This window comes from Mesorhizobium sp. M1E.F.Ca.ET.045.02.1.1 (genome assembly GCF_003952485.1).
Lineage (GTDB): Bacteria > Pseudomonadota > Alphaproteobacteria > Rhizobiales > Rhizobiaceae > Mesorhizobium.
Window position 1 is genome coordinate 1,028,822 of the sequence record NZ_CP034447.1, and the last position, 12,630, is coordinate 1,041,451.

Here is a 12,630-nt window from a genome sequence, read left to right on the forward strand (position 1 = left end):
TCATGCGCAAAATCAACATGCTACGGCGTCATTGCGTCCGGACGGACACGCGGCGTCGCAGAGGCTCCATAGCATGAGTCCGCAAGCCGGAAAGGGTTCGTCTCGATGAAAAAAGCCAAGGAACAAGCCGAAACGGCGCCTGCCTCAGGACCGATCAAGATCAAGATCGGCGGCAAGGACCGCGAGTTCGACATCGACAACCCGGTGCTTCCGGACTGGATCGAGGCCAACAAGCTCACCGCCGGCGGCTATCCTTACGACAAGAAGATGAACAGCGAGGACTACGATAAGGAGCTCGAGTGCCTTCAGATCGAGCTGGTCAAGGCGCAGACCTGGCTGCAGGCTACGGGCAAGCGGGTGATGGCGCTGTTCGAGGGACGCGACGCGGCCGGCAAGGGCGGCACGATCTTCGTGCTGCGGCAGTACATGAACCCGCGCACGGCGCGCAACGTGGCGCTGACCAAGCCGACGCCGACGGAGCTTGGGCAGTGGTATTACCAGCGCTATGTCGATCATTTCCCGACCTCCGGCGAGTTCGTCACCTTCGACCGTTCCTGGTACAACCGCGCCGGCGTCGAGCCGGTCATGGGGTTCTGCACGCCGCAGCAGTGCGAGAAATTCCTCGACGAGACGCCGCATTTCGAGCGCATGATCTGCAACGAGGGCATCCACTTCTTCAAATTCTGGCTGAACATCGGCCGCGAGACGCAGCTCGAACGGTTCCATGATCGCCGCTGGTCGCCATTGAGGAACTGGAAGTTCTCGCCGATCGACATCGCCGGCATCAACAAATGGGACGACTACACCGAGGCGCGCGACCGGATGGTCGAGCGCACCCACAAGGAGTTCGCGCCCTGGATCGTCGTGCGCGCCAACGACAAGCGCCGCGCGCGGCTTGCCGTCATCCAGCGGATCCTGTTGTCGCTGCCTTATGACGGGCGCGATCTCGATGCCATCGGCAAGCAGGACAAGAAGATCATCGGCGAAGGGCCGTCGTTCCTGGAGAAATAACTTTACCGGCGCCCGCCAAACGTTACAGCGCCGCGCATCTTTGGGGTGCGCGGCGCTGAGCTTTTTACGAGAGTGCTCAGGCGGCCAGGCGGGCGATCCGCTGCAGCCGCTTCAGCGTTGCGTCGTCCTGGAGCGCCTGCTGGAACAGCGATATCTCATGGTCGATGCGGTCGCACAGAACGTCCGTATCGCCCTTGAGCAGACCGCGCGTCTGCAGCAGCGCGGCAACCGGCTTCTTGGCGAGCTGCCTTGCCCGCGCCAGGGCCATCTCCTCCGCGCTGCCTTCCACGATCTCGCCGACAAGGCCAAGCGCCTTGGCGTCCTCGACGCCCAGCGTGTCGCCCAGGCAGAAGAACCGGAAGGCGCCGGCATAGCCGAGCTTCTGAGGCGCCAGGATGCTGGTCGCGGCATCCGGCACGAGGCCGAAATCGACGAAGGGCACCCTGAAAGTGCTGCCCCTCGAAGCAATCACCATGTCGCAGTGGAACAGAATGGTGCAGCCGACACCGACGGCATCCCCGTCCACGCAGGCAAGGACGGGCTTGGGGAACGTCGCCAGCATGCGGAACATGTCGGTGACGGCGGCGATGAGCTGCTTGTGCTTGGTGGCGTCGAGGAACTCCGAGAAGTCGCCGCCAAGGCAGAAGCAGCCGGCGAGGCCGCGCAGCACGACCACGCGGACGTCGTCATTGACGGCGGCCTCGTGGAAGGTCCGGGCGAGGCTCGCATAGGCATGCCTGTCCAGCACCGGCCGGCCGTCATGCGAGGACACCGTGACGACCAGCGTGTGGCCGCGCAGTTCCGGTTCGGGATGGAAGCTCATGACCACCTCCCTCACGAAGCCTGCCGCAATCCGAGCTGGCCGGGATAGCCCCTGTTCAGCACCGGCAGGAAGTGATTGCGGCGCTGGCGCACCACATTCAGCGTGTGCTCGGTGAAGGTGAGCAGCGTCGCCACGACCTGCTGGTTGCCATAGGTGCGCTGGTAGCCGAGCGGCGTCGCCAGGAAGTGCAGCTGCAGCGCCCGCAGCACCCACATCGGTTCGAATTCGATGATGACCTGGTTGACGCCGCGCTTGAGGCCCCATTCGACGAAGCCGGCGATCAGCTCGGTGCCGACCGTCGAAACCCCGCGCTTCCCGTCGCGAAAGCCCGGCGCCACGGCATAGCGGGTAAGCTCCCAGACATTTGGCCCCGACGGGGGCGTCCCTTCATAGAGATCCGACAGGACGTCGGTCAGAAGATGCGCCCGCGTCGTCGGCAGCATGCGCTGGTAGCCGGCGAGTTCGCCGTTGCGGATGACAAGGTGATGTTCGGCCTCCTCATGGTCGAACTGGTCGATCTCGAGGCCGTCCGGGCGATCGAGATCGGTCCATCCCATCTCCTCGACGAAGATCCTGTGGCGCAGGCGATGGACCGCTTCCCAAAGGTCGGGACGCTCCATCAATTCCTGAGTGGTAAGGGAAAAAAGCATTAGCCGTCTCCTGGGCTTAAGAGGAAGATACGGCCGGGCTTTCCCGAAAATATTACGCGATCGCGTAGGCAAGAATTTCTAGGCCAGCACGGCCGACCTGGCTAATATAGCCTCGCCTAATGGCGTCCGCGACAGCTTGGACCCGTTGGCGGCACCGAGTTTGCTTTTGCGTTAAGAAAGCATTAGCCGTCTCCCGGAAGGAGATACGGCCGGGCTTTCCCGAAAATGTTGCGTGCTGGCGCAGGCAAGCATTTCCAGGCCGAAACGACCAGCCTAGCTAATATAGCCACGCCTGATCGCCTCGGCGACTGCCTGCACACGATTGGCGGCGCCGAGTTTGCTTTTGGCGTTAAGAAGGTGTTTCTCGGAGGTGTGCTCCGAGATGCCGAGGATCTGCGAGATTTCCCACTCGGACTTGCCGACCGCGGCCCATTGCAGGCACTCGCGCTCGCGCGGCGTCAATTCTATGTGATCGATGACCTTGCCGGCCATCGTATGAAGCTGCATGGCACGGCCGACGGCGTAGGTCGACACCAGCGAGACCATCCCGAACTCGGCTTCCGACAGCTCGACGGACTCGCCGCCCAACGAGACCATGACGATCTGGCCGTCGAGCGTGACCAACGGGAAGGCGAGACCATCGCGCAGCTTGAACTCGCGGGCATCGCCCATGACCTCGTCGCTGCTCTTGTCGATGATGATGGCCTGCGAGGCCTCCCGCCACTGGAACGGGGCCTGCAATTGCTTCATGTGGCTGACGACTGGATCATGGTCGACATAGTTGCGCGCCACGTAGCGCTCCAGCCACTCGCCCGGCCAGTCACAGAGAAGCACATGATCTTTCTGCTGGCCGCGCGGCGTGCCGGGCTGCGGCACGGTTCCGGCCATCAGCGCCGTCAGCCCGAATTTCGAGGTGACGCCGAGCAGCCGCTCGCACACCGCCGCGGCAGTGTTGGCGCGTTGCAATTGGTCTATGTATTCCAGAGTTCTATCGAACATGCTCATCGCAACATCTACCCCATGTTGCTTTTGCTTCATGACCGACGGTAGATGCCCGAACCACCCTTCGCCATCAACCCCCGCATCGCAAGCTTTTTCGTGACGCCGGTGACCTCCCCCGTTGCCGGCGCGCATGCTGCCACTTGCAGATGTGCTAAACCATACGCCGAATTCGCCCGTTTGAAATCAAAAACCGTTGTGCCTGCACTGTTTTCGTACGAAAAGCCAAGGAACATGACTGGGCGGAACCTTATCGTGACTTTCCGGTGGATATTTCTAGCCCTGATCTCGGCGCTGATCGGGGGGACGCCGCTTGCCGGCGCGACTCAGGCCGCGGAGCCGAAGGTGCCGGTGCTGTGGGACGCCAAGGAACGACTGCCCAAGCCCGACCTTTCCGCGCTGCCGCGATTGAGATTCCTCACCACCACCGATTTTCCGCCGTTCAACTTCCTCGACGGCGCCGGCCGGCTGTCGGGCTTCCATATCGACCTGGCGCGGGCGATCTGCGCGGAACTCGGCATCGTCGAGAAATGTCAGATCCAGGCGCTGCCCTGGAACGAGTTGGAAGGCGCGCTGCAGAAGGGCGAAGGCGAGGCGATCATCGCCGGCATCGCGGCGACGCCGGAAAGCCGCGAGAAATATGCCTTCTCGCGTTCGTACCTGCAGTTTCCGGCGCGCTTCATCATGCCGAAGGCCAAGGCCTTCACCGAGCCGATCCTCGACAAGCTGCGCAGCAAGCGGGTCGGCGTCATGGCAGGCTCGGCGCATGAGAAGATGCTGCGCGACTATTTCAGCACAGTGCAGGTGGTGCCCTTCGACAAGCCCGAGGACCTCTACGCCGACCTCAAGGCCGGCAAGATCGATGCCGCCTTCGGCGACGGCATGCGCTTTGCCTTCTGGCTGGGCGGCTCGAATGCCGCCGGTTGCTGCCGCTTCGCCGGCGGGCCGTATCTGGCGCCGGAATATCTGGGCTCGGGCATGGCGATCGCCACCAGGGCGGGCGACCCGGCGCTGGCGGCAGCGTTCGACTATGCGCTGCAGGAAATCTCGATCAAAGGCATCTTCGCCGAGTTCTACCTGCGCTATTTCCCGGTGAGCTTCTTCTGAGGGCTGCCGATATTCAGGTGAGGCCGGCCTGCAAGTAGCGAGTTCCTACGCTTCCGGCCTTCGCCGGTCGAAGCACTTAGGAGCGGCGTGGCAGTTAAATTAAGGCTACAGCCGGTAGGCCGGTGCTCACGTACTTCAAGTACGCTCCACTCCGGTTCTCGGAACCCACTACTTTCGGCTCGGCCTGACCTGAATCTCAGTAGCCCTCGGTCCGTGCCAATATCAGGTCAGCGTACGCAGGCGCGCCTTCGCCGCGCGCGCTATAGCCGCAACGGTCAATGTGTCGAGGTCGAGCTTGAGGCGGATGAGCTGCAGCACCCGCACCTCTTCCATGCGCATTTCGAGATCGACGGCGGCCACTTCGAAAGCGGCCGCATAGGCGGTATCGCGGAGCCGCTCCGGCAATGTCTCGGCGACACGCGCAAGCACGCCTTCCAGCCCAGCCTCGTCATTCAGCGCCTTCTGGCATTCCTGCGCCACCGCGACCAGCCTGTCCTGGTTGAAATCGATGAACACCGGCCACGAGCGGACGACGTCGCCGATCCGCGCCAGCTCGACATCGGTCATGTCGCGGTCCGAAGCCGAGGTGATGACCATCAGGTAGATCATGGCTTCGTGCGGCGTCAGTGAACGCATTCAAAACTCCTCGATATTGGTGCCCTCAACGTAGGGGCCTCGTTGTGGCGCCGCAAGGAAAACCGCCGCAAATCGTTGACGCTCCGGCCCGTCGCGCCTAGAGACCGGTTTGAAAAATCTTTGGTGCCGCCAAGCCGGCACATGAGCTGGAAAGTGACATGACGGGATCAAACATCATCGATCTCAATCCCGAGATGCTTGCGGCTACCGCCGAAAGCAAGGCGTGGCCGTTCGAGGAAGCCAAGAAGATCATTGCGCGCTACAAGGACAAGGATTTCCCCGAGACCGTCCTGTTCGAAACCGGCTACGGCCCGTCCGGCCTGCCGCATATCGGCACCTTCGGCGAGGTGGCGCGCACCACGATGGTGCGGCACGCCTTCCGAGTGCTGACCGGGGACAAGGTCAAGACCAAGCTGCTCTGCTTCTCCGACGACATGGACGGGATGCGCAAGATCCCCGACAACGTGCCGGATCGCGCAGCGCTCGAGCCCTATCTGCACAAGCCGCTGACCGCAGTGCCCAATCCATTCGGCGGCGACTATGCGAGCTTCGCCGACCACAACAACGCGATGCTTTGCCGCTTCCTCGACACGTTCGGCTTCGACTACGAATTCGCCAGCGCAACCCAGTATTACAAGTCCGGCCGCTTCGACGAAGTGCTGCTGCGCGCCGCCGAGCGCTATGACGAGATCATGGCGGTGATGCTGCCGACGCTTGGGCCGGAGCGTCAGGCGACCTACAGCCCGTTCCTGCCGATCTCGCCGAAGAGCGGACGCGTGCTCTACGTGCCGATGAAGCATGTCGATGCCAAGGCCGGCACGATCACCTTCGACGACGAAGGCTCCGAGACCACGCTGCCGGTCACCGGCGGCAAGGTGAAGCTGCAGTGGAAGCCGGATTTCGGCATGCGCTGGGCTGCGCTCGGCGTCGATTTCGAGATGTTCGGCAAGGACCACCAGACCAACGCGGCGATCTACGACCGCATCTGCAACATCCTTGGCGGCCGCGCGCCCGAGCATTTCGTCTACGAGCTGTTCCTCGACGAGAACGGCCAGAAGATCTCGAAGTCGAAGGGCAACGGTCTCACCATCGACGAGTGGCTGACCTACGCGCCGACCGAGAGCCTCGGCCTCTACATGTATCAGCGGCCGCGGCAGGCCAAGAAGCTTTATTTCGACGTCATCCCGAAAGCGGTCGACGAATACTACGCCTTCCTGTCCGCCTATCCGCGGCAGGACTGGAAGGAACGGCTCGGCAACCCGGTCTGGCACATGCATGACGGCAACCCGCCGGCGATCGACCTGCCGGTGCCCTTCGCGCTGCTGCTCAATCTGGTCAGCGCCTCCAACGCGCATGACAAGGCGGTGCTGTGGGGCTTCATCTCGCGCCATGCCCCCGGCGTGACGCCGAGGACGCACCCGGAGCTCGACCGGCTGACCGGCTATGCGATCCGCTACTTCGACGACTTCGTGAAGCCGACCAAGGTCTATCGTGCCGCCGACGACGTGGAGCGCGAGGCGCTGGCGAAGCTGTCGGAGGCGCTCGGCGCGCTCCCGCAAGGCGCTGACGGCGAGGCGATCCAGAACGCGGCGCTCAACGTCGCGCGGCGGATCGAGCGCTATCAGGACCATTCCAAGCAGAGCCCGGAAGGCGGCCCCGGCGTGTCGGTCGCCTTCTTCCAGATGATCTACCAGGTGCTGATCGGACAGGAACGCGGACCGCGCTTCGGCTCCTTCGCGGCGCTTTACGGCATCGCCGAGACGCGCGCGCTTATTGAGCGGGCGCTGGCTGGTCAGTTGGCGGCATAACGGCCCCGTCTTCCGACGGCAGGATGGAATCCGGCGCGGCGGGCGCGGGGCTGGCGGCCGGCAGCGCCGGCAGGCCGCCGAGTTTCGGCGCCGCGCCGAAGATGCCTTTCTTCGCCGCGCGCGCCTTGTCGCCCGCCTCGGCATAGGGGCCGCCTTGCGTAGGTCGCGCCCAGCCGTTTTCCACCAGCCACTGGCCGACATCCTTGTTGCCGACCCAGCACTCGGCGGAAACAGCACCGCCCCCGCCTTTCGAAGGCACGGCGCAGGCTACTGTCCGTCCGCGCAGGAAGGCACGGAATGCGGTCCGGGCACGCGCACCGCACGCCCAGGATTTGCCTTCGTCGTCGTTGCAAGTCTCGTTGTCCTTCACGACGTCGATACCTGAAACGGTGACAGAATAGCCTTTCGACTCGATAACGCCTGCGGCGGAGGCGACGGGCTGGACCAGCTTGGTGCCATCCTGGCCATCCGGCATCTTCGATTTGCGCGGCTTGGGCGGGCCGGCCAGCGCCAGATCGCTGAGCGGCGCGCGTGGTTCGACCCGCTCGAGTTCCCCCGCGGGCAGTTCGGGTGGCACCACGACCTCTGGATCGATTGCCCGCGAATGGGCCGGGGGCTTCGGCAGCTGCGGAGCGGCCGGCGCCAAAATGGCGGAGGTCGCTGGCTCCTCGGGCGCCGCATCAGCGCCTTGCCCCGGTACCGGATCGATCTGGTCGACCGTGACGACGCTTTCGCTGCCCTTCAGCGAGCGGCCTCCGGCGACGACCATCGCCGCCATTGCCGGAACCGCCACAAGCGCGAGGGCAAGATGGGGGACCCGCACCAGCCCGGACCTACTGGCTGGCCCAGACGATCCGCGCCACCCATTCGACATCGCGCATCGGGATGTCGCGGTCCGGGTGAGCGGGATTGAGCGAGACCAGCACGATCGCCTTGGCGGTCTGCCGATCGAGCACCTTGGCCATGACCTCGCCAGCGGTGGTCTTGACGACGACGCGGTCGCCCTTGCGCGTGGGCGCCCCCGGCTCGACGATCAGCACGTCGCCGTTGCGGTAGAGCGGCAGCATGGAATCGCCCTGGACCTTCAGCGCATAGGATGTTTCCGCCGCCCGCGTCGGAAGCTCCACCAGATCCCAGCCCTGCCCCGAGGGATAGCCGGCATCGTCGAAGAAGCCGCCGGCACCGGCCTGGGCAAAGCCAAGCAGCGGCACGGCCGTGCGCTGCGGCGCGGCGGAGCCGCTGCGACCTTCGACCAGCCCGGTGAATTCATCCAGCGAGGCGCCGGTGGCCTCGATGATCTTGGCCAGAGATTCGGTCGAGGGCCAGCGCGGCCGGCCGTCGGAGGACAGGCGTTTGGATTTGTTGAAGGCGGTCGAATCGAGACCCGCGCGTCTGGCGAGACCTGAAGCGGACAGCGAATAGCGCTCGGCAAGAGCGTCGATTGCAGCCCAGACGCGATCGTGTGAGAGCAAGTTCGCTCTCCCTTTGAAACAGGAAAAAATGCCTCAACGCTGTCTAGCGCGCGGCTGGTTGATTGTCCACTGGCGAAGCGTCGGATCGCCGACAATCAGGCTCGCTTGGCCTGCTCGCGCAGATTCCGGTGCGAGGCCATGAACGCCCGCTCGGCTTCAGTTGGCGGACGCGGCTGCGCGGAACGGCCAAGTGCCGCCACGACCTCGTCGATGCCGAGAAAGCGGCGGCCACGCCGGTCGTAGACGCCGCCGGTGGTCAAGATCAGCGCCGCCGTCTCGCCATTGTCGAGGACGAAGCGGTGCCTGCCGATCACCGAAGTGCCTTCCCAGGTCTCGATCGAGGACACCACCTCGAAGCGTCGCCACAGCCTGATCTCGCGCACATAGGTCACCTGCAGGCCGCCGATCATCGGCGCCCAGCCGTTGCGGCGCGCGAGCGCGACCAGACCGACGCGAAGAAAGACATCGATGCGGCCAAGGTCGGCCAGCATCATATAGCGCGCATTGTTGAGATGGCTGTTGAAATCGATGTCGGTCGGCAGGCAACGGAAGGCCAGCCGACTCTGATCGCCGACCACGTAAGGGCCACGGCTGGACGCCGTGGCCATCATGCGCGCGAGGCGCCCCCAGACATACATGACTGGACGTCAGGCTGCCTTCTTCACCTCGCCCTTCTGATAAGGGTCGAAGCGCTGGTAGAAGGTCTCGCCCTTCTCGGCCATGTCGATGAGCAGCTTGGGCGCCTTGAACTCGGCCCCGTATTTCTTTTGCAGGCCCTTGGCGATCTTGACGAAACGCTTGGCGCCGATGCCGTCGATATAGGAGAGCGCGCCGCCGGTGAAGGGAGCGAAGCCGAAGGCGAGGATCGAACCGACATCGGCCTCCCGAGGATCGGTGACGATGCCTTCTTCCATCACGCGCACCGCTTCCAGGGCGATGGTGACCAGCAGCCGCTCTTTCAGCTCCTCATAGTCGACCTTTTCCGGCTTGAGCTGCGGATAGAGATCCTTGAGGCCCGGCCACAGCTTCTTCTTCGCCGGCTTGGCGGGATAGTCGTAAAAACCCTTGCCGTTCTTGCGGCCGAAGCGGCCATGCGTGTCGACCATGGTGTTGATCAGCGCCATCTGCTTCGGGTCGACGGCCTTCTCGCCGATATCCTTGATGGTCTGCTTCATGATCTTTTGGGCGAGGTCGATCGCCGTCTCGTCGGTCAGCGCCAGCGGCCCGACCGGCATGCCGGCGGCTTTGGCGGCGTTCTCGATCATCGCCGCCGGGACGCCTTCGATCAGCATCTTGTAGGCTTCGGACATGTAGCGGAGCACGCAGCGATTGACGTAGAAGCCGCGTGTGTCGTTGACGACGATCGGCGTCTTCTTGATGGCGCGAACGAAGTCGATCGCGACGGCCAAAGCCTTGTCGCCGGTCTTCTTGCCGAGGATGATCTCGACAAGCATCATCTTGTCGACCGGCGAGAAGAAGTGGATGCCGACAAAATTCTTCGGACGCGCCGAATTCTTCGCCAGCGACGTGATCGGGATGGTCGAGGTGTTGGAGGCGAAGATCGCCGAGGACTTCAGCACCGCTTCCGCCTTCTCGGTGGCGAGCTTCTTGACCGCCGAATCCTCGAAGACGGCCTCGACGACGAGATCGCAGCCGGCGAGGTCGGCATAGTCGGCCGTCGGCGTGATCAGCGAGAGCAGCTTGTCCTTGTCCTCCGGCTTGGCGCGCCCCTTCTTCACCTGATCAGCCATCAGGCTGTCGGAATGCGCCTTACCCTTCTCGGCCGACTCCATGTCGCGGTCGAGCAGCACGACCGGAATACCGGCCTTGGCCGTGACATAGGCGATACCGGCGCCCATGAAGCCGGCGCCGAGGATGCCGATCTTCTTGAACTTGGTATCGGGCACGCCGGCCGGGCGGCGGGCGCCCTTGTTCAGTTCCTGCAGCGACACGAACAGCGAGCGGATCATCGCCGCCGCTTCCTTGGTCTGCATGATCTCGGTGAAATAGCGCTGCTCGATCTTGAGCGCGGTATCGAAGGGCACCAGCAGGCCTTCATAGACGCATTTCAGGATCGCGGCCGCGGCCGGATAATTGCCATAGGTCTCGCGACGCAAGATGGCGATGGCCGGCGGCCAGAGATTGGCGCCGGCGGCCGAATAGATCGGACCGCCGGGCAGCTTGAAGCCCTTCTCGTCCCAGGGCGCAACCGGCTTCAGCCCGTTCCTGATCATCACCTTGGCGGTCTCGATCAGCTTCTTCGGCTCAGCGATCTCATGGATCAGGCCCATCGACTTCGCCTTCTGCGGTGTGAGATTCTGGCCGGTGGTCAGCATCTGCAGCGCCTGCTGCTGGTCGGTCAGCCGCGGCACGCGCTGGGTGCCGCCGGCGCCGGGGAAGATGCCGATCTTTACCTCGGGGAGCGCCATCTTCACCTTGTCGGAATCGGCGGCGACGCGGCCGTGGCAGGCGAGCGACATTTCGAAGGCGCCGCCCATGCAGGTGCCGTTGATCGCCGACACCCACGGCTTGCCGCAGGTCTCGATCTTGCGGAACAGGCCGGTCATATAGCCGGCATTGTCGAACAGCGCCTTGGTCGCCTTCTCGAGGTCCTTCTCCTTGTCGACGGCGAAGGTGGCGAGCATCTTCTGCAGCATGGTGATGTCGGCGCCGCCGGAAAAGCTGTCCTTGCCGGAAGTGATCACCGCGCCCTTGATGGCGGCGTCACCGGCAACCTTGTCGACGATAGAATTGAGCTCGAGCATCGCTTCTTCGGTGAAGACGTTCATCGAGCGGCCCGGCATGTCCCAGGTGATAAGCGCGATGCCGTCGGCGTCCACGTCGAGGGTGAAATTGGTGTAGCTCATCTTCTTCTCTCCCCGTCAGACGCGTTCGATGATGGTGGCGGTGCCCATGCCGGCGCCGATGCAGAGCGTGACCAATGCGGTGTTCAGGTCGCGGCGTTCCAACTCGTCCAGCACGGTGCCCAGGATCATCGCGCCGGTGGCGCCGAGCGGATGGCCCATGGCGATCGCGCCGCCGTTGACGTTGATCTGGTCGTGCGGAATGTCGAAGGCCTGCATGTAGCGCAGCACAACGGAAGCGAAGGCCTCGTTGAGCTCGAACAGGTCGATGTCCGACAGCTTCATCTTGGCGCGCTTCAGGAGCTTCTCGGTGACGTCGACCGGACCGGTCAGCATCAGCACCGGCTCGGAGCCGATATTGGCGAAAGCGCGGATGCGCGCGCGCGGCTTCAGCCCCATCGCCTTGCCGGCCTTCTTCGAGCCGAGCAGCACGGCGGCGGCGCCGTCGACGATGCCCGAGGAATTGCCGGCATGGTGGACGTGGTTGACCTCTTCGACTTCCGGATGCTTCTGCACGGCCACCGCATCGAAGCCGCCCATCTCGCCTGGCATGACGAAGGACGGATTGAGCGAAGCGAGCGACTGCATGTCGGTCGAAGGCCGCATGTGCTCGTCATGATCGAGGATGGTGAGGCCGTTCTGGTCCTTGATCGAGATCACCGAATTCTTGAAGCGGCCCTCTTCCCAGGCCTTGGCGGCGCGCTTCTGGCTCTCGACGGCGTAGGCGTCGACATCGTCGCGGCTGAAACCGTACTTCGTGGCGATCAGGTCGGCCGAGATGCCCTGCGGCACGAACCAGCCAGGCAGGCCGACCGACGGGTCCATGAACCAGGAGCCGCCGGACATGCCCATGCCGACACGCGACATGGATTCGACGCCGCCGGCGATCACGATCTCGTCCGCCCCTTGCGCGATCTTGGCGGCGCCGAAATTGATGGCGTCGAGACCGGATGCGCAGAAGCGCGAGATCTGCATGCCCGGTGCCTTGGTGTCGTAGCCGGCCTCGAAGGCCGCGGCGCGCGGAATGACCGAGCCGGCCTCGCCGACCGGATCGACGCAGCCGAAGATGATGTCGTCGACATTGCCGGTGTCGAGCCCGTTGCGGTCGCGCAGCGCCTCAAGCGTCTTCGCCGCGAGCCGCACCGCCGGCACCTCGTGCAGCGAGCCATCCTTCTTGCCCCTGCCGCGCGGCGTGCGCACGGCGTCATAGACGTAAGCTTCGGCCATTTTCGTGCTCCTTGGGTTTGCCGGTCGCCGCGC

12 protein-coding genes are annotated in these 12,630 nt (G+C 64.1%); 3 read left to right on the forward strand and 9 right to left on the reverse strand.

Features of this window, described 5'->3' with window-relative positions; genetic code table 11:
• Positions 1 to 105 precede the first annotated feature (105 nt).
• Entirely contained in the window at positions 106 to 1,011 is a 906-nt protein-coding gene (gene ppk2 / locus EJ070_RS04800; protein WP_126090289.1) for a polyphosphate kinase 2, read from the forward strand.
• A 76-nt stretch (positions 1,012 to 1,087) separates the two neighbouring features.
• Here ppk2 and EJ070_RS04805 read toward each other — a convergent pair whose 3' ends face one another.
• From EJ070_RS04805 to EJ070_RS04815, 3 genes are all read right to left on the reverse strand, one after another.
• The gene (locus EJ070_RS04805) at positions 1,088 to 1,834 is read right to left on the reverse strand and encodes an enoyl-CoA hydratase-related protein (protein ID WP_126090290.1); all 747 of its coding nucleotides are present in this window, start codon (positions 1,832 to 1,834) and stop codon (positions 1,088 to 1,090) included.
• Between the two features lie 11 nt (positions 1,835 to 1,845).
• A complete protein-coding gene (locus EJ070_RS04810; protein ID WP_126090291.1) occupies positions 1,846 to 2,484 on the reverse strand; it encodes an acyl-homoserine-lactone synthase in 639 nt (212 codons plus the stop codon).
• A 273-nt stretch (positions 2,485 to 2,757) separates the two neighbouring features.
• Positions 2,758 to 3,489, reverse strand: a complete 732-nt coding sequence (locus EJ070_RS04815) for a LuxR family transcriptional regulator (RefSeq protein ID WP_126090292.1) — start codon at positions 3,487 to 3,489, stop codon at positions 2,758 to 2,760.
• A gap of 249 nt (positions 3,490 to 3,738) precedes the next feature.
• Between EJ070_RS04815 and EJ070_RS04820 the strand changes: the two genes are divergently transcribed.
• Entirely contained in the window at positions 3,739 to 4,590 is an 852-nt protein-coding gene (locus EJ070_RS04820) for a transporter substrate-binding domain-containing protein (protein WP_245464819.1), read from the forward strand.
• 222 nt (positions 4,591 to 4,812) lie between these two features.
• Here the strand turns inward: EJ070_RS04820 and EJ070_RS04825 are convergent, their stop codons facing one another.
• The gene (locus tag EJ070_RS04825) at positions 4,813 to 5,226 is read right to left on the reverse strand and encodes a tellurite resistance TerB family protein (protein ID WP_126090294.1); all 414 of its coding nucleotides are present in this window, start codon (positions 5,224 to 5,226) and stop codon (positions 4,813 to 4,815) included.
• A 158-nt stretch (positions 5,227 to 5,384) separates the two neighbouring features.
• Between EJ070_RS04825 and EJ070_RS04830 the strand changes: the two genes are divergently transcribed.
• The gene (locus EJ070_RS04830) at positions 5,385 to 7,034 is read left to right on the forward strand and encodes a lysine--tRNA ligase (RefSeq protein ID WP_126090295.1); all 1,650 of its coding nucleotides are present in this window, start codon (positions 5,385 to 5,387) and stop codon (positions 7,032 to 7,034) included.
• Here EJ070_RS04830 and EJ070_RS04835 read toward each other — a convergent pair.
• The 5 genes from EJ070_RS04835 to EJ070_RS04855 form a co-directional block, all read right to left on the reverse strand.
• Positions 6,997 to 7,857 (reverse strand): thermonuclease family protein, encoded by an 861-nt coding sequence (locus tag EJ070_RS04835; protein WP_348639588.1) that lies wholly within the window; start codon positions 7,855 to 7,857, stop codon positions 6,997 to 6,999. The genes EJ070_RS04830 and EJ070_RS04835 overlap by 38 nt on opposite strands.
• 10 nt (positions 7,858 to 7,867) lie before the next feature.
• Positions 7,868 to 8,506 (reverse strand): helix-turn-helix transcriptional regulator, encoded by a 639-nt coding sequence (locus tag EJ070_RS04840; RefSeq protein WP_126090297.1) that lies wholly within the window; start codon positions 8,504 to 8,506, stop codon positions 7,868 to 7,870.
• A gap of 95 nt (positions 8,507 to 8,601) precedes the next feature.
• Positions 8,602 to 9,144: a thioesterase family protein gene (locus tag EJ070_RS04845; protein WP_126090298.1), complete on the reverse strand. Its 543-nt coding sequence runs from the start codon at positions 9,142 to 9,144 to the stop codon at positions 8,602 to 8,604.
• 9 nt (positions 9,145 to 9,153) lie between these two features.
• Positions 9,154 to 11,373 (reverse strand): 3-hydroxyacyl-CoA dehydrogenase NAD-binding domain-containing protein, encoded by a 2,220-nt coding sequence (locus EJ070_RS04850; protein WP_126090299.1) that lies wholly within the window; start codon positions 11,371 to 11,373, stop codon positions 9,154 to 9,156.
• Positions 11,374 to 11,388: 15 nt separating this feature from the next.
• Positions 11,389 to 12,597 (reverse strand): acetyl-CoA C-acetyltransferase, encoded by a 1,209-nt coding sequence (locus EJ070_RS04855; protein WP_126090300.1) that lies wholly within the window; start codon positions 12,595 to 12,597, stop codon positions 11,389 to 11,391.
• Positions 12,598 to 12,630: the final 33 nt, after the last annotated feature.